Here is a 16,803-nt window from a genome sequence, read left to right as displayed (position 1 = left end):
GTTAGAGAAGGGTATTTCCCTATGTTTAATAAAGAGTATACAGATAATCCAATAGATCTTGTTTTTTAAGTGGTTCTGTGTGTCCTAAAATACAATATTCACAATCAATATTTTCTATATGATTAACCAATGTCTTCAATTTTTCTATATCCATATATCCATCATTGAAGAAATCCTCACTTGTCGCATCTCCTAAAAATAGTAATTTTTCCTCTGGTATGTAGATAACTACAGTATCTTCCGAGTGAAGTGACTCAGTATGAAAGATTTCTGCTGTCATTCCACCGAGATTCAAAACAATTTCATCCTTGAATATCTGATAAAACAACAACGATTTTTTGATTAACCGAATATTCTCTAGTGATAAATTCATTTTCCTCTTTCAAAATCTTTATATATGAATTATCTCGTAATTTGTTCCTTTCATTTTCTAACATCACATTCGTTTTACAATGTGCAATGGATAGACCATGAATATGGTGCATTCCGAATGTATGGTCCCAATGCCAATGAGTAATTACGGTAAAATCGGGTTTTTTTAGTCCCTTAGTTTCTAACGCTGTGTAAAATTCGTCAACATGGGCAGCCGAATTACCTGCATCTATAGCTAGTGCAATTTTTTCACCTTTCAAATAAGCTAACATAGGCCGATCTGTTTCAGGTTGATGTGGATAATAAAACATTCGATCATTTAATATTTTTAATTCCATTTGTAATCCCACCTATCTGGCAAAAGTTCACCTAATGTTCTAATCACATGATCTGGCAACAGAATTCCACAATTATCATTATCATCATTAATTTGACTTATAAATTCTCTACACCTGCCACAAGGTGGTAAAATACTTCCATCCTCGTATACAGCAACAATTTTAACGATTTTGCTTTCACCAGCCGTAACCATAGCCGCAATCGCTGAATGTTCAGCACAAAAACCTATCGAACATGGAACGGTAATAGCTACTCCGGTATATACATTACCAGATTCGGTTAATAAAGCTGAAGCAACATGACCGGCTTCACCATTTCTTGATATTTTCCTTGGATTCAAGGTTTCTTTGGCAATTTTATATAACTCTTGCATTTTCATAATCCTTTATCTCCTTTATTGGGATTGATTCTGAGCAATTCCAAATAAAAAGTTTCGAGTAGTATGGGTAATGAAGTCTTCGTGTGTCATTTTTTTGTTTTGAACGAGAAGGCTATAAATAAGCGGATCCGAAATAATTAATAATTGGTGTGCGGTGTATTCATTAGAGATTTCATCATGAAACACTTGCTCCCTTTTTCCTTGATCAATTACTTTTTTAAAGCATTTAATCATTTCATTTTGAACCTTTTCTAATTCAGAACTATTTTTTTCTTGGAATAAAGCTGCCATGTCAGGAAAGCTAAGTAATACAAATTGAAAGTATGAACTTTCTAAAGTTGCTCTAATTAGCTCTTTAATTTTTGTAATAGCATCAGTCTGTTTATTTGCAATTATTTTCAAAGTTGTTGTAGATTGTGACATCTTCGGATAAATAAGGTTAAAAACTAATTCTTCTTTTGATAGAAAATGATTATATAAAGTTCCTTTTGCGATATCTAGATAATCAGACACATCACTCATTTTAAAAGCATAATATCCTTTATCCTTAATAATCTGTTCTGCAGTATTCAATATCAGAGAATGTCTCTTTTGAAATTTTTCTTGTTTTTTACTCATTAAACCACCTCGAAATGACTTTAAAGTCAAAAATGACCCGTAAGTCATTTTATGATATTCTTGTGAATAAATCAATTACATATTGATGAATCTTGATAATTTGCAGGGGTAATATGGGGATACAAAGAGTAGGTATCATTCATTTACGAAGCAAAGAATCACGGTAATACATTAAAGGACAAGTCGTTGCAACACTCGCTCATCATTAGAACTTGACGGTTGTAATATTAGAGCCTTGGTTGGATGGATTTAATGAAAATTTGGAGGAATGCCAACGAACTCAATGTAGCGAATAGCGTTCTGCCTAAAATTGCAAAGTGAAATCTATGCTGAATGCTGATGCAACGTTTAATTCTGTAACTTTACAATATAGTATTCCGGTTTTATAATGAATAAATGTTCATTAATTAAAACTGATCAAAGGAGATTCATATATGAAGTCAGAGAATAAAATATTTACAATAGTCCAAGCGGATAAAACAGATTTAGACGTAAGGAAGCAGATGTCTGAGATTTTTGCGGAAGGTTTTACACAATGGCTAGGCTATTTTTCAAAAGATAAAAAGATTATCGCAAAGGCTTTTGCTCATATGTTTGTGTTAGATCAATTTTATGTGGCGATTGCAAATGGGGAAGTTGCTGGAGTTACAGCATGTACAGATGGAATAAAAAAATCGGTAAAATTAAATAAAAAGGAATTGAGAAAGCATTTAGGTTACTATAAAGGAAGCATTGCAGGGATCTTTTTAAAGAAAGAGTTTGAAGCTCCTTATGAAAATTTCCCTCCTAAGACTGGGTCGATTGAGTTTGTTGGAACGGCTCCTGAATTTAGAGGACAAGGTGTCGCAACACAGATTATCCAACATATCATTGAAAATACACCGTATGATGATTACGTCATTGAAGAGGTTGCAGATACGAATATGCCGGCAATGAATCTATATACAAAGTTAGGCTTTGAAGAATACAGAAAAAAGCCGATCCCAGAAAAGAGAGCCAAGAAGATTGGAATCAATAATTTTTTATCTTTGAAGTATGTAAAAAATTAAGGGCCATATTGATAGATTCAGGAAAAGGCGATAAGGAGAGAGAAAAATTGCCTAGAACAGAAGAACAATTTGAGGCGATGAGAATAGCGACAAGAGACAAAATCCATTCGTCTGCTATCAAGCTATTTGCAAAGAAGGGGTTTGCTGCTACAAGTGTGAAGGATATTGCGGAAGGTGCAGGGATCAGCATTGGACTAATGTATCGGCATTATAAAAAGAAAGAAGATTTATTTTATGAATTGGTTACTTATGCTACTAAAGGATTGGAGAGGCTAGTGGAAAGATTTCAAAGTGAGGAATCTCCAGTTGAGTTAATTCAACAGTTTACACTAGAAATATTAAATGATCTTGATAAAGATGATGAATATGCTCAGTTTCATATGCTGATGAACCAATCTTTGACAATGGAGAACCAATCACTACAATTACAAAACCTTAACAAGATAAGTGAAGAATTGATACAGCAAACGACTCGATTAATTGAAAAGGGTCAAAAATTAGGTCAATTTAGAGAAGGGAGTCCTTCAGAGTTGGCATTGTTCTATTTTGCCTCCATACAAGGAATGACAATGTTTAAACTATTGAAAAATGAGCAATTTGTTACTCCAAATATAAAAATAGTTACTGCCTTTTTAATGAAGGATTGAAACTAGATCTGGCCGAGAAGGTATGAAACTATCTCCATCTATAGTTGCCTAATACCTTTTAGTGTATTTTAGATTAATCTCGATACTATGACTTAAATTGAGAACAGGAGCTATGAAAAGATGAACATAAAAATTAAGCAAGAACAGGTCGAGGACTATAAAGTAACTGAAGAAGTGGTAAAGTGTACATTTGCTAATGCAGAACACAGTGATAGCAATGAACATAATTTGGTGTCTCGAATTAGGAACTCAAATGTATTTATTCCAGAATTATCTTTAGTGGCGATGGATAATGAGAATAATCGAGTAGTGGGACATATTCTTTTATCCAAGATAAAAATTAAGAATGACGATCAAGTTGTAGAGTCGCTCGCACTTGCACCTGTATCTGTCTTACCAAATTATCAAAATAAAGGTGTAGGGAAGTTTTTAATTAGTGAAGTATTAAAAAAAGCAAAAGAGCTTGAATATGATTCGGTTTTCGTCTTGGGGCATACAGAATATTATCCGAAGTTCGGGTTCAAAAAAGCATCTACTTGGGGGATAAAGGCACCTTTCGAAGTCCCAGATGAAGCATTCATGGCAATTGAATTACATGCAAATGTTCTTGATAAGGTTTCAGGAGTTGTAGAATATCCTAGCGTATTTTTTGAATGATTAGCCGAAAGTTGCAAATGAGAAACTTGACAATATTTAAGGAGCAGAAAGTTTATGATCGTGCAAAACATTATGAATGAAATAAGTAAAGAGTTAAAAGATGTGCCTGGCATTGTTGGTGTAGTCCTAGGAGGCTCAAGAGCAAGAGGGACGAATCACGAAACTTCTGATATTGATATTGGAATATATTATGATACATCGGCAGGGTTTGATGTTGTAGAGGTTGGTAAAAAAGCAACAAAGTTGGATGATGATCATCGAGAAAATATAATTACATCATTAGGAGAATGGGGTGACTGGATAAATGGTGGTGGGTGGATTGTCGTTCAAGGATACCATGTAGATTTGATTTTTCGGGATATAAAAAGGGTATCTCAAGTAATTGATGATTGTTTAGAGGGCAAGGTTTCTACTCATTATCATACAGGACATCCACATGCCTATCTAAATGTTATGTATATGGGGGAAATCTCCATTTGCAAAATATTGTTTGAGCGTACCAATCAAATTTCAAATTTAAAAGCAAAAACAAAGCCTTATCCGAAAGCCTTAAAGGATGCCTTAATTGGCTATTTCATGTTTGAAGCATCTTTTTCTTTGATGTTTGCGAAGGACAATGTGGATAAGGATGATGTATCGTATGTTATGGGACACAGCTTCCGAACTATTTCATGTTTAAATCAAGTATTATTTGCTTTAAATGAAGAATACTGTATCAATGAGAAGAAAGCAGTCCGGATGATTGATAACTTCAGTATAAAACCGAAAAGTTACAAACATAGCATCGATCAGATCGTTACATTGATTTCTTCCGATCCTGACAGGACAAGAGAAGGAATAGAAATGTTACAGCAACTTATTTCTGAAACAGAAATGTTATTAAGCTAAGGCTAAATAACTTTCTCAGATTGTATAGGCATTATTTCCCTTTGACTTTTGACAAAAGATTATCTATACTAATCACTGTATTTATAAACGGTAGGAGGATTATTAAAAAATGACACATTCGATGAGACTACGTTTCTTAGGCTTTGAACCAGTAATTGAATATGTTCAAAGGCTCTGTTTTGTGTTTGCAGAGTAATGGGATTAGTCTGTCCTTTTTTAATAATCTTTCATTTCATATTTAAAAAGATATCTATTATCTCGATTTGGGGTATTTTTAACCTATTTAACGATAGGTATTAACAACAATCTCTATTCAGGATAATGATATGGAATGTTTAGAAAGGCGGATGGTTCTGCCTTTCTTTATTTTTTGTACAAATTTTCTTTACCTTTGTTATACTAAAGGTAGGTTTATTTGTGGACGGCTATTCATGGCTTCCTTATAAAATATGGATAGGGCTTTTTCCCTTTACTTCAATCACAGGCAGATGCTTGTGATTTTTTTATTTTGGAGGGAACATTATGGAAAATAAAAATTGGAAAAGAAAATTTATTGCGATTTTTACTGGGCAGTTCTTTTCGTTACTGAGTAGTGCTGCTGTTCAATTTAGTATTATTTGGTGGTTAACGGATACAACGGATGGTTCGCCGCTCGTATTGACACTAGCAGGTCTTGCTGGGTTTTTACCACAAGCATTAGTTGGTCCGTTTGCAGGAACGATTACGGATCGCTACTCACGTAAATTGATGATGATTATAGCAGACATGACTGTTGCACTTGGGAGTTTAACCTTATTTATTACGATGTACTTTTATGAACCAAGTATTTTATTGGTGTTATTTGTTTTAGTGATTCGCTCTCTTGCAACCGCATTTCATATGCCGGCAATGCAAGCATCCATACCTTTACTTGCACCTGAAGAGCATCTTACAAAGGTAGCAGGTTGGGGACAGACGATAAGTTCTATTTCAAATATTGCAGGGCCTGCAGTTGGGATGTCTTTGCTTGCAGTTAGCTCTCTTGAATGGGTATTGATGTTAGATGTTTTTGGTGCTGTGATTGCAAGTAGTATTTTATTGTTCATTCACATTCCAAGAGTACCGAGAAAAGAAGGAGAGGTTTCTAGCGGTATTATTACTGAAATGAAAGAAGGGTATTATGCGATAGTGAAGCATCCTGTTGTTTTGAAGCTAACTATTACAATGACCATCGTCGCTATGCTTTATATTCCACTAGGTACTTACTTTCCACTTATGACACGAAATCATTTCGAAAGAGGTGTTGTAGAAGCTGGTATTGTGGAGGTTATTTTTGCTATTGGATTAATTGTTGGGGGGTCACTATTAGGTGTACTAGGTGATCGTTTCGATAAAATACAAACAATGGCTGCAGGAATGTTGTTGATGGGGGTTGCATTATTTATTTCTGGTATAGTACCGCCGTCATTGTTCATTGCATTTATTGTGATGGCTGGTTTGGTTGGTTTATCTGGGCCATTGTTTTCAGCACCATTTTATGCCCTTATTCAAACAGAAATACAACCTCATCTCTTGGGAAGAGTTTTTAGCTTTGTGACAAGTCTTTCGTTATTGGCGACACCGATTGGTTATGCGGTAGCTGGAGTTTTGATTGAACTAACAAGTGTTGCCTCATTATTTTCTATCATAGGTATTTTGATTGTCATAAATGCAGTTATAACAAGGAAAGCAAAATAGGAGGAGATATTCATGCAGTTTTTATTATTTTTTTGATACGAGCTTGAACTTGAAATAAAAGCAAAAAGCTCGTATCGGTCCTAGCTATCGGTACGAAATGAATCATTTTCGGGAGGTAGCAAACATGGAAAAAGTATGCTTTGAACTAGAAAATATAGAGTTGAATTATTTAGATAAAACAGTATTAGAGATAGAGCGATTAGCGGTACATCAGTTTGATCGTATCGGAATTGTTGGGAAAAATGGTGCAGGAAAGAGTACATTATTAAAGTTACTTGCAGGGCTAATTGAGCCGTCAAGCGGAATCGTGAAAAGTCATGTGAATTTTGCTTATTTTGATCAACTATCAACACCGGAAAAATCAGAGATAGATTACGAGTTAAAAGGGAAACTGGCAATTCCAGAAACAGAACTTGAAAACTTTAGTGGTGGCGAACAAACTAGGCTCAAACTGGCACAAATTTTCTCCAGCTATCATGAAGCTCGATTGATTGACGAACCAACCACGCATCTTGATTCAGATGGTACGCAGTTTTTTATCGAAGAATTGATGTACTATTATGGAGCACTTGTACTTGTAAGTCATGACCGGTATGTGTTAGATCAACTGGTGACAAAAATATGGGAAGTGGATGAAGGAACTGTAACAGAATATACAGGGAATTACACGGAATATGTTCGTCAAAAAGAGCTAGAAAAGAAACAACTACTAGAACAGCATGAAAAATATGTAAAAGAAAAAACACGTCTCATGAAAGCTGCTGAAGAAAAAATGAAGAAGGCAGAAAAAGTAACACAAGGAGATAAGAGAGTAACAAAAGTAAAAGGAAATCGAACGTTTGAAACGAAATCAAAAGGAACGAGTCAAAAATCGATGCAACGTGCAGCAAAAGCGATCGAGCAGAGAGTGGAGCAACTGGAAGCAGTAGAAGCTCCTCAAGAGGATCAAACCATTCATTTTCATCAATCAAAAGCTCTAGAGTTACACAATAAGTTCCCGATCATGGGAGAAAGCATCACGCTAAAAGCAGGGGATAAAACACTTCTCCGAGATGCGAAATTTCAATTTCCTTTAGGAAAAACGATTGCTATAACAGGAAAAAATGGCTCGGGTAAGACAACGTTGCTTCATCATATTTTAAAACATGGAGAAGGGGTAACAATCTCGCCAAAAGCTGTTATAGGTACGTATCAACAAATGGACTATCGATTTTCAAAAGAAGAAACGGTATTGGATTTTATCAAAAATCGAAGTGATTACAATGAAAGCAAAATCAGAGCTGTACTTCACGCCATGAATTTTACTGGTAATGATATAAAAAAGAATGTCCAGAATTTAAGTGGTGGAGAGGCAACTCGTTTAGTATTGTGTCAGCTATTTCTAGGAAGGTATAATGTATTAGTTTTAGATGAACCGACAAACTTTTTGGATGTTTTTTGTATCGAGGCATTGGAACGATTTTTGAATGGATATGAAGGTACGGTTCTTCTCGTATCACATGATCGGACTTTCGTTGAGTCAGTGGCTGATTCTGTTTATGTTATCGAAGACCAAAAATTAATGTTGAAAAACTAAAATGAAGGGTTGAATCTAAAATAAGATTCAACCCCCTTTTCACTATTATATTTCTTAAAGAGATTGCTTGGATTATCGTTTTACAATTTCTTCATTATGCCTCTTCATGTTGAACTGGTTTTTATACTTCTTTCTTACCTGCTATGCCATAAAAGAATAGCTTGGTAAGATCCTCTGCTATTGGAAGTGTCATAGTGGCAACATCTTCCCGTTGCAAATATTCTTGAAACATCTTTAAATAGAATAAAATTGCTTCATTAGATATCTCAGAGTCAATATATCCTTGTTCTCTACCTTCATTAAAAAGTTTAATGAAGAGTGGAAGGGCTTCCTTTTGATATATTTCTTCAACATAACTCTGCCCACTAGCATAATCTTTCATAAAGTCTTGAAAAAATCGTTCACTTATTTGATTAGCGGCAATACCTTTTTCAAATATAATCTTTTTAATCTTCTCATTAAATGGGAGGTCATTAACTAATAAATGTTTTTGTTCATCCCATATCTGATCAACATAAAACTTAAAAACTAAACGAACAAGATTATCTTTGCTTTCAAAGTAATTATATATGGTGACTTGCGATACATTGGCCTTTTTAGCTATTTCTGTAATAGATACCTTTTGTAATCCATACTTCATGAATAGGGCTAATGCGGCATTTAATATGTCTCTTTTCTTTTGTTCCCTACGTTTTTCAAACCCATCCATATTCTTCACCTCATAGTTAGTTTAATAAAAATTATGTAATAAAACAATAAAAATAGTTCATAAGTTGTTGCAAAAACAACAAATTTTGTATATTATGAAATAAAAGAGTTAAATTAATTCATAATTATAAGGGGAATGAGGATTAATATTATGATAGAAAACTTTCCAGAAATTAAAACGATAAAACTAAAATTAAATGATGTAAATGTCAATTGCTATACAGCTGGAGAATCTGGTTCTCCTGTGATTCTTTTGCATGGTGCAGGAGTTGATTCAGCAAATATATCTTGGAGTGAGGTATTAGGTCCTTTATCAAAAAAACACCGTGTATTTGCTCCTGACCTTCCTGGGTATGGAGAAAGTGATAAACCTAATGTGGAATATTCACTTTCCTTTTACATTGATATATTGAATCAAATAATGGATCGTCTTCACCTTGAGAAGGCTAACTTGGTTGGACTATCTTTAGGTGGAGGAATCTCTCTTGGGTATACGCTCGAATATCCAGCTCGAGTAGAAAAGCTAGTATTAGTAGGTGCGTGGGGGCTATTTAGTAAACTTCCTTATCATCTTCTCACTTATTGGTATACACAATCATTCCTCAATGAACTTTCGTATAAATGGTCAAGTAAAAGCAGAAGATTTGTGAAGTGGACGCTGCTAAATAGTTTATTTGGAAATCCTAATAATGTATCAGAAGAACTTGTAGATGAAATTTATGGATTTTTACAAGCACCACATGCTGGTAAAGCATTTATGTCATTCCAGAGAAGTGAGATTACACGCACAGGACTTAGAACTAAGTTGGCAGAAAATCTATCTGAAATTAAAAAACGGACATTAATCGTTCATGGGTCAAAAGATACCTCGGTTCCTATTAAACATGCGTTTGAAGCACATGAGGCTATGAAGGATTCCGAGCTGTATGTAATGGAAGGGTGTAAACATTGGCCACAGAAAGAGAGACCGGAAGAGTTTACCCGAGTTATTACAACATTTCTAGGGAAAGAGTAAAGTAAAAATATGTACTTGAACAGGAGCTATAAAGAAATGAACATAGTAATTAAACAAGAACAGGTGAAAGACTATAAAATAACTGAAGAAGTGGTAAAGAATGCATTCGCTAATGCGGAGCACAGTGATAAAAATGAACATCATTTGGTGTCTCGTATTAGAAATTCAAACGTATTTATACCAGAATTATCTTTAGTGGCGATGGATAATGATGATAACAAACAAGTGGGACATATTATATTATCCAAGATAAAAATTAAAAATGAAGATCAAGTTGTAGAGTCACTGGCTCTTGCACCTGTATCTGTCCTACCAGAATATCAAAATCAAGGCGTAGGTAAATTATTGATTAGTAAAGCATTGCAAAAGGCAAAAGAGCTTAGGTTTAATTCGGTTGTTGTTTTGGGGCATCCTGAATATTATCCGAAGTTCGGGTTCAAAAAAGCATCCACTTGGGGAATAAAAACACCTTTTGAAGTACCAGACGAGGCATTTATGGCAGTGGAGTTAGGTGAAAATACCCTTGATAAAGTTTCAGGAGTTGTTGAATATCCTCGTGTGTTTTTTGAATAAAATGTAAATTGAAATTAAGAATATGACCATTAATTATATCTTTTTTATTGGTGTTCAATATTGTTTTTTCTGAAGAAGTTCTAGAATTGGAGATGATATAGCTGTTCCGTTTTTAGAGCCCCTCTATTAAAAGTATATCTTTCATGGTAGTTGAATCCATTTCTTAATTGATTCATACTTCGAGTAACATTATTAAGCATTTTTTGACTATAAAAAAATAGACTTTAATCAGTTAGTAGGGGAAATGGAAAAATGACCGCTGCCTCGGCCCGTGTAAAATAATGCGTTGTGATTAAATTAGTAAGTCATCTTTAAACAATGAAATAAAGGAGTGAGTTTATGTCTGCTAAAAATTTTCCTGGACCAAATCCACAAACGCCATTTCCATTAGAAGGAAATAAAAATGTTCAATTTATTAAGCCAACTATAACAAGAAAAAATGTTTCCGTTGGTGACTATTCGTACTACGATAGTAAACATGGAGAGTCATTTGAAGAACAAGTTCTATATCACTATGAAGTAATAGGTGATGAACTGATTATAGGAAAGTTTTGTTCGATAGGTCCAGGATCAACATTTATTATGAATGGAGCGAACCATCAAATGGATGGCTCAACGTATCCTTTCCATTTGTTTGGCAGTGGGTGGAAAATGCATGTACCTTCCCTAGACGACCTGCCGATTAAAGGAGATACTGAAGTCGGAAATGATGTATGGATAGGAAGAGATGTAACAATTATGCCTGGAGTCAAAATTGGAGATGGAGCAATTATTGCTGCACAATCTGTTGTTACAAAAAATGTAGCCCCTTATACGGTTGTTGGAGGAAATCCTGCAAAAATTATAAAAAAACGTTATTCAGATAAAGTAATAGAGGAATGGCTAACCATAAAGTGGTGGGATTGGGATTCTAAGAAAATTAGTGATAATCTCGAGTTCATAATAGGTGGACATATAGATAAATTGAAAAAGAACAATTAAATTAAGATCGGACTGGATGCTTAATAGGTTCTTCTGATCTTTATTCTAAAATACTTCACTCTCGAAAAGTAGTGTGGATGATGACTTACTTGGTGGGTTTTGTACCAAAAGGTTAAGAAAGTAATTTAAGTAGAAAATCTATTTTCTTATATCTGAAACTCTTTTTCTACTATGTAGATCAATAATAAACACTTGACTGTCAAAATAAACCCTTGCTAACTTCACCACCAATTCTGTCATAATAAACAATTGCTTTTTCAGAAATAATCCAATAAATTCTCGGGCTTTCCTAATCAGGATCCCGAGTTTTTTCATATCTTTTTCAATATCTTTTCAATACGGTTATGTACCTAAACCATTGATATTACTGGGTTTCTTCAATATCTCATTCAATATAATTTCAATAACAATTCAATACTCATCCAATATTATTCTCTTTATTCTAGACCTCTTATCTCCATTATCTTTGTTTTGTTAGCAAAACTCTATTATAACTCCGAAAAAACCATGAAAAAACAGCCGAAAAAGGCCCGAAAAACGGTCATTTTTGAACCGAGAAAGTGTGAAAATAGGGGTTCAGTAGCAAAACTTTATTATAACTCAAACGGTGGAATGCGGGTTGGAGGGGTGGGGTTTTAGCAAATGATTATTCTTATGGTACAAAAGAATGTGTAACTAATTTAAACATCTCTCAACCAAAATAAACATTACCGATTCAGATCCGGTTTTCGTGAAAATAAACATTTCCGAATTCCGGGTCCTTTTCATGCCTATCCCTTGTCATTACTCGATTATCTCTTCTTTCCCTCACGCAACATTCTCGGAGAACTTTATTTTAAAACAGAAAAAAGGTGAAAAAACAGGCGGAAAAGAGGTGGAAAAACGTGCATTTTTGAACCGAAAAAGTGGAAAAATGGGGGTTCTGTCGGTAAACTTTATTTTAACTCCAACGGTGGAATGCGGGCTGGAGGTGGGTGTTTTGGGGGAGGTTTATTATGGTTGTACAAAGAATTGTCTAACTAAAAAATACTCTTGCTAGTAAAAATAAACATTTGCTAGTCCGACCCTGACTTCGTTAAAAAATACATTTGCGATTTCGGGGTCTTTTCATGTCCAAACCCTTGTCAGTTTAGTTTTCCTTCAATTTCCCTTCCAATTGTTTTTAGCAAAACTTTATTCCAACTCCAAAAAAAAGGTGAAAAAACAGCCGAAAATGGCCCGAAAAACAGCCAATTTCGAACCGAAAATCCTTCGAAATGGGGGTTCCGTAGCAAAACTTTATTTTAACTCGGACGGTGGAATGCGGGTTTGAGGGGGGTGATTTAGCAGGAGTTTATTTTGGTTGTACAAAAGAATGTGTAACTAAAAAATTCAATTGCTAGTGAAAATAAACATTTGCTAATCCAATCCCAATTTCGTTAAAATAATCTTTTGCTTTTTCAATATCAATTCCAATAATTTCTCGGGTTTTTTCCAATAAGAATCCGGGATTTTTTGTGTCTTTACCAATACAAATCAATATCTTTTCTATAGTTTTTTCATAAGTTTATTATGGCCTAATCCATTGTCAGTACTGGGTTTGTCCAATATTCTATTCATTTTTCAACTCAATAATAAACCTACTTTTGTTCAATATGATCCAACGTTGTCTATTGTCTCTATTCTCTACTATCTTTCTTCTGATATTTTTAGCAAAACTTTATTCTAACTTCGAAAAAAGGGTGAAAAAAACAGGTGGAAAAAGCCCCGTAAAACGCCCGTTTTTGATTCAAAAACCTTCAAAATGGGGGTTCCGTAGCAAAACATTGTTTAACGACAACGGTGAAATACGGGTTTGAGGGGGAAGATTTAGCAGGAGTTTATTTTGATGGTACAAGAATGTCTACTAAAATAAACATCTCTCAACCAAAATAAACATTACCGATTCAGATCCGGTTTCGTGAAAATAAACATTTCCGATTTTCGGGTCTTTTTCATGTTCATTCCTTTTGGTTCCATAAAATTATAAGTTAATCTTTCTAATGGTCATTCGAAATAATTCTTGTGAGTTATAATAAATGCTGGTGATTGCGAAAATTGTGTTCTTATTAACGGGCAAGTGTTAAGAGAACATTTTAATATGAGTTTTAAGAGAGGGGGATTATTTTGGGATCCACTACTAAGTTGCCTCTAACAGACGGGGAAAGAGCGAAACTAAGAAAAGCTAAAGATAAAATTAGTGAAATACATACTTTTGAGGAAGAAAATATAACAGAGTTGTTAGGCGTTTCAATTGAAAGAGCAAAAATTTTAAAAGGATTAGCGGATTTTCAGAATGTCCCTTCTATTGGTTCTAAATTGGCTGAAAAGCTGGTTTTTGAATTAAGTATTTTCTCATGAATAAATATTTAATGTTTATAAAAGAAGAATAAGAAATAATTGGTAAGGTTAATTCTTGTTCTTCTATTGAACATTAAAAAAAATTCAATTAAACTTTTATAATTTTACAGGTATACATATTTCACAATAAGGCTTACTATTCATATCGCCAATGTATTTTTCCATAATTGGTTTATTATCCATTTCGAATCCATTGTTTTGATGAATGGAACAATATTAGAATATGCTTGTCGAATATCCTCTGCTGTATGTTTAACATCGAAGATAAGGTATTCCCCACCAGTGATCTCACCTTCCAAGATTGCATCATCTACTTGAAAATTCTCTGAAATTACAATAGAAGCATCAAAACGACAGTTTTCAGGAAGTGTTGTTTCAGGATTATCTTGCGGAATGGCAAACAAAATTGCCGATTCAAGGAGATCTTTTTCCTTTGCCCATCTTTTTAACCTCTCCATTACTTCGAAATTGTCGGGACCATATGGACCTACTCTTCGCATATAAGCAATACGGTAGTTTGGAAGTGTTTCGACTTTATGTTTCATAGATTTCTTCTCCCTTTCTTTTCTATATGTTTGATCCGAACCAACACTTGGAGAAATAGAAAGGATTAATCATGTATACAATAGGAATTTTTTCAAAAATATGTAATGTACCTGTAAAGACGCTACGATACTATGATGACATTGACTTACTAAAACCCTCATACATAGATGATGAAACAAATTATCGCTACTATGATTATGACAAAATAGAATCAGTAAAAATAATAATGCTCTTTAAAGGTTTGAATATCCCATTGGCAGAAATTAAAAATATTATTGCGAGTGCGGAACAGATAAAGTGGAATAGCATTTTGGATGAAAAAATTTCTTAACTAGAAAAACAAAAAGAACAAATTACTAGAGAGATAGAAGAAATAAAACAATTGAAATCAAAGAATAATGCCGGTGTTCCAACCATTCAGGGTCCGATTATCTCTGAATGTTTTCTTGAAGAGCAGGAGGAGACATTGATTTATACGATCAGTAGTAAAATTAAAATTAAATTTATCGATATGCTTGTGAAAAACTTATATGATCAAGTGTATGCTTTTAATCTTGAGGTAAATGGGAGTCTTATGGCTATATTCCATGATAGAAGAAATAACTAGAGCTGAAGGGCAGCCGAACAAAGCCAAATATAAAGCAGATAATAGATTTATAGATGCTATTTTGAAGGTAGTGAAATAAAGACGAATGTCGTTTATTTTTTATCGGATCTATTTTAAAAAGAGAATCACTATTAAAGTTCAATTAAATCAATATTTTCTTCTTTTCCAATGTACGGTTGGGAGATTGCTTTTCCACGCACCAGATTCTACATGAAATCATATGTATCCATATTCCTGGAAAATCTATACTTTTAAATCTATAAGTCTTATCATGATATATACAGAAATTATAAGCAACTATTCTTGTATTATATTGTCTTCCTTTTTAGATTTAGTATACTGTATTCTACGTTTCCTTCTCTCTTTCGCTTGTTGAAATAGTTCTTGTTCCTTCGTCGTTTCAGGAATTACTCCTGGGACTGATACCGGCTTGCCCTGGCTATCAATAGCTACCATAGTTAAAAAAGATGTAGTGGTGAGATTTTTAACCCCTTTTTCTAAGTTTTCACATTCTACTTTCACATACACCTCCATTGAGGTTTTACCAGTATAGATTACAACTCCTTCCAAAGTAAGTATATCTCCAACTTTCGCAGAAGATAAAAAATTTACTGAATCAATGGATGCAGTAACCACCACTTCTTTACTGTGTTTCATTGCAGCTATAGCGGCTATTTCATCAATATACGACAATACTTTTCCACCAAAGATCGTATCCAAATGATTCGTGTCTGGTGGTAACACCAGTTTTGTTTGAATTGTACGAGAAACATTCGTTGATAATTTTTCCATAACTCTCCCACTCTCTTATCTGATTATCAGGTTTCTTTAAAAAAGGTTCTTGGGCAAGTAAAAAATCCACCACTCTTTTAAGAGGATGGATGTACAGGTAGAGGTACTATAAACACAAATAAATGAATAAGGCATTGCCTATCCAATCTAATAATATACCTTCCTATCCAACCTTCCCAAATCCCGAAGAAGATTATACGGAGTAAAAATGGCAGGTTTCCTGACTTGTGCTTCATTCTACTTTAAGCCTTCCCATCCTCAGACAGTGGTTTCCCTATTTCGTCAGCACTTACAGTTGCGGGTACAGTTCTGGTATTTCACCAGATTCCCTATTATGTCTTTGATAGACACCATTTTTACTGGTATAAACCTATATGTAAATAAAACAACTTTTAATTGTCTATCATCAATTTAATATACTTTTTCTATAATGCCAAGATTAAACTGTTGTAAAAGTTTTATAGTTTTTATTTTTAGTAGTTTCTAACTACTGTAGAAGAGAGATTAGTATCATAGAATTAATGTACTAGATTCAAGAGTAACTTTCATTTCAAAGGATAATACTTTGGCTCCTGTTACTTTTTATATTGAAATCTAAAACTTGATATGATAGTATGCAAGATATAGTGTTTTTTGAAAAAAACACATACAATATCTAGTATTTTAGTTATGGTGACAGAATATCTGTTTAAAAGGGAATCCAGTTGAAATCTGGAGCTGCCCCCGCAACTGTACGTGTGGACGAACTAGCAATCCACTGTATCGTATACTTTTGGGTAACGATATGGGAAGGGCTATAGTAGGTAGAAACACAAGCCAGGAGACCTGCCATAACTATCAGTTTTATTTCTTCGGGGTGTGAGAAAGGTAAAACGATAGAGTGCTAATGTTTCCTATGGACTCTTTCTGTCGTTTTTAGCCTACCGTTCATCCCGAGAGTGAACGGTTTTTTTTGTATTCT

General features: G+C 34.1%; 18 protein-coding genes, 1 pseudogene and 2 riboswitches. Of the genes and pseudogenes, 12 read left to right on the top strand and 7 right to left on the bottom strand.

Annotation, left to right across the window (positions count from 1 at the left end; all coding sequences use genetic code 11):
* Nucleotides 1–25: 25 nt before the first annotated feature.
* The 4 genes from IEV35_RS20140 to IEV35_RS09400 are packed head-to-tail and all read right to left on the bottom strand — an operon-like array spanning nucleotide 26 to nucleotide 1,708.
* A complete protein-coding gene (locus IEV35_RS20140; protein ID WP_229740703.1) occupies nucleotides 26–295 on the bottom strand; it encodes an MBL fold metallo-hydrolase in 270 nt (89 codons plus the stop codon).
* Nucleotides 296–302: 7 nt separating this feature from the next.
* Complete coding sequence (locus IEV35_RS20135) at nucleotides 303–710, bottom strand: MBL fold metallo-hydrolase (protein ID WP_229740702.1); 408 nt, start codon at nucleotides 708–710, stop codon at nucleotides 303–305.
* Nucleotides 701–1,090, bottom strand: coding sequence for a cytidine deaminase family protein (locus tag IEV35_RS09405; protein WP_077318140.1), 390 nt, complete (start codon nucleotides 1,088–1,090; stop codon nucleotides 701–703). Before IEV35_RS09405 ends, IEV35_RS20135 begins: the two co-directional genes overlap by 10 nt.
* 15 nt (nucleotides 1,091–1,105) lie before the next feature.
* Complete coding sequence (locus IEV35_RS09400) at nucleotides 1,106–1,708, bottom strand: TetR/AcrR family transcriptional regulator (RefSeq protein ID WP_179104278.1); 603 nt, start codon at nucleotides 1,706–1,708, stop codon at nucleotides 1,106–1,108.
* 434 nt (nucleotides 1,709–2,142) lie between these two features.
* Here IEV35_RS09400 and IEV35_RS09395 point away from each other — a divergent pair, with 434 nt between their 5' ends.
* The 6 genes from IEV35_RS09395 (at nucleotide 2,143) to IEV35_RS09370 (ending at nucleotide 8,241) form a co-directional block, all read left to right on the top strand.
* Nucleotides 2,143–2,757 (top strand): GNAT family N-acetyltransferase, encoded by a 615-nt coding sequence (locus tag IEV35_RS09395; RefSeq protein ID WP_253288878.1) that lies wholly within the window; start codon nucleotides 2,143–2,145, stop codon nucleotides 2,755–2,757.
* Between the two features lie 47 nt (nucleotides 2,758–2,804).
* On the top strand, nucleotides 2,805–3,404 hold the full coding sequence (locus tag IEV35_RS09390) for a TetR/AcrR family transcriptional regulator (protein ID WP_077318138.1): 600 nt from the start codon (nucleotides 2,805–2,807) through the stop codon (nucleotides 3,402–3,404).
* 120 nt (nucleotides 3,405–3,524) lie between these two features.
* On the top strand, nucleotides 3,525–4,061 hold the full coding sequence (locus IEV35_RS09385) for a GNAT family N-acetyltransferase (RefSeq protein WP_077318137.1): 537 nt from the start codon (nucleotides 3,525–3,527) through the stop codon (nucleotides 4,059–4,061).
* A gap of 54 nt (nucleotides 4,062–4,115) precedes the next feature.
* Nucleotides 4,116–4,949 (top strand): nucleotidyltransferase domain-containing protein, encoded by an 834-nt coding sequence (locus IEV35_RS09380; RefSeq protein ID WP_188384409.1) that lies wholly within the window; start codon nucleotides 4,116–4,118, stop codon nucleotides 4,947–4,949.
* Between the two features lie 522 nt (nucleotides 4,950–5,471).
* A complete protein-coding gene (locus IEV35_RS09375; protein WP_188384408.1) occupies nucleotides 5,472–6,665 on the top strand; it encodes an MFS transporter in 1,194 nt (397 codons plus the stop codon).
* A 124-nt stretch (nucleotides 6,666–6,789) separates the two neighbouring features.
* On the top strand, nucleotides 6,790–8,241 hold the full coding sequence (locus IEV35_RS09370; RefSeq protein WP_188384407.1) for an Msr family ABC-F type ribosomal protection protein: 1,452 nt from the start codon (nucleotides 6,790–6,792) through the stop codon (nucleotides 8,239–8,241).
* A gap of 121 nt (nucleotides 8,242–8,362) precedes the next feature.
* Here the strand turns inward: IEV35_RS09370 and IEV35_RS09365 are convergent, their stop codons facing one another.
* A complete protein-coding gene (locus IEV35_RS09365; RefSeq protein WP_102415779.1) occupies nucleotides 8,363–8,950 on the bottom strand; it encodes a TetR/AcrR family transcriptional regulator in 588 nt (195 codons plus the stop codon).
* Nucleotides 8,951–9,100: 150 nt separating this feature from the next.
* Between IEV35_RS09365 and IEV35_RS09360 the strand changes: the two genes are divergently transcribed.
* The 4 genes from IEV35_RS09360 to IEV35_RS09345 all read left to right on the top strand — a co-directional run bounded on the left by IEV35_RS09360 (nucleotide 9,101) and on the right by IEV35_RS09345 (nucleotide 13,897).
* On the top strand, nucleotides 9,101–9,964 hold the full coding sequence (locus IEV35_RS09360; protein ID WP_188384406.1) for an alpha/beta fold hydrolase: 864 nt from the start codon (nucleotides 9,101–9,103) through the stop codon (nucleotides 9,962–9,964).
* A 36-nt stretch (nucleotides 9,965–10,000) separates the two neighbouring features.
* Complete coding sequence (locus tag IEV35_RS09355) at nucleotides 10,001–10,537, top strand: GNAT family N-acetyltransferase (RefSeq protein WP_188384405.1); 537 nt, start codon at nucleotides 10,001–10,003, stop codon at nucleotides 10,535–10,537.
* A 339-nt stretch (nucleotides 10,538–10,876) separates the two neighbouring features.
* Nucleotides 10,877–11,518 (top strand): Vat family streptogramin A O-acetyltransferase, encoded by a 642-nt coding sequence (locus IEV35_RS09350; RefSeq protein WP_188384404.1) that lies wholly within the window; start codon nucleotides 10,877–10,879, stop codon nucleotides 11,516–11,518.
* A gap of 2,163 nt (nucleotides 11,519–13,681) precedes the next feature.
* On the top strand, nucleotides 13,682–13,897 hold the full coding sequence (locus IEV35_RS09345; protein WP_188384403.1) for a hypothetical protein: 216 nt from the start codon (nucleotides 13,682–13,684) through the stop codon (nucleotides 13,895–13,897).
* 96 nt (nucleotides 13,898–13,993) lie between these two features.
* Here the strand turns inward: IEV35_RS09345 and IEV35_RS09340 are convergent.
* Nucleotides 13,994–14,442, bottom strand: a pseudogene (locus IEV35_RS09340) (AraC family transcriptional regulator).
* Nucleotides 14,443–14,513: 71 nt separating this feature from the next.
* Between IEV35_RS09340 and IEV35_RS20130 the strand changes: the two are divergent.
* Nucleotides 14,514–14,774, top strand: coding sequence for a MerR family transcriptional regulator (locus tag IEV35_RS20130; protein ID WP_229740701.1), 261 nt, complete (start codon nucleotides 14,514–14,516; stop codon nucleotides 14,772–14,774).
* Between the two features lie 51 nt (nucleotides 14,775–14,825).
* Entirely contained in the window at nucleotides 14,826–15,050 is a 225-nt protein-coding gene (locus tag IEV35_RS20125; protein WP_229740700.1) for a hypothetical protein, read from the top strand.
* Nucleotides 15,051–15,347: 297 nt separating this feature from the next.
* Here the strand turns inward: IEV35_RS20125 and IEV35_RS09330 are convergent, their stop codons facing one another.
* Nucleotides 15,348–15,842 (bottom strand): acyl-CoA thioesterase, encoded by a 495-nt coding sequence (locus IEV35_RS09330; RefSeq protein ID WP_188384402.1) that lies wholly within the window; start codon nucleotides 15,840–15,842, stop codon nucleotides 15,348–15,350.
* Between the two features lie 193 nt (nucleotides 15,843–16,035).
* Nucleotides 16,036–16,212, bottom strand: a riboswitch (cobalamin riboswitch).
* Between the two features lie 283 nt (nucleotides 16,213–16,495).
* Nucleotides 16,496–16,689, top strand: a riboswitch (cobalamin riboswitch).
* The last annotated feature ends 114 nt before the right edge of the window (nucleotides 16,690–16,803 follow it).

Origin of the sequence: Ornithinibacillus halotolerans (assembly GCF_014637405.1) — a bacterium.
GTDB lineage: Bacteria > Bacillota > Bacilli > Bacillales > Amphibacillaceae > Ornithinibacillus > Ornithinibacillus halotolerans.
This window is presented reverse-complemented; position numbering and strand designations above follow the sequence as displayed.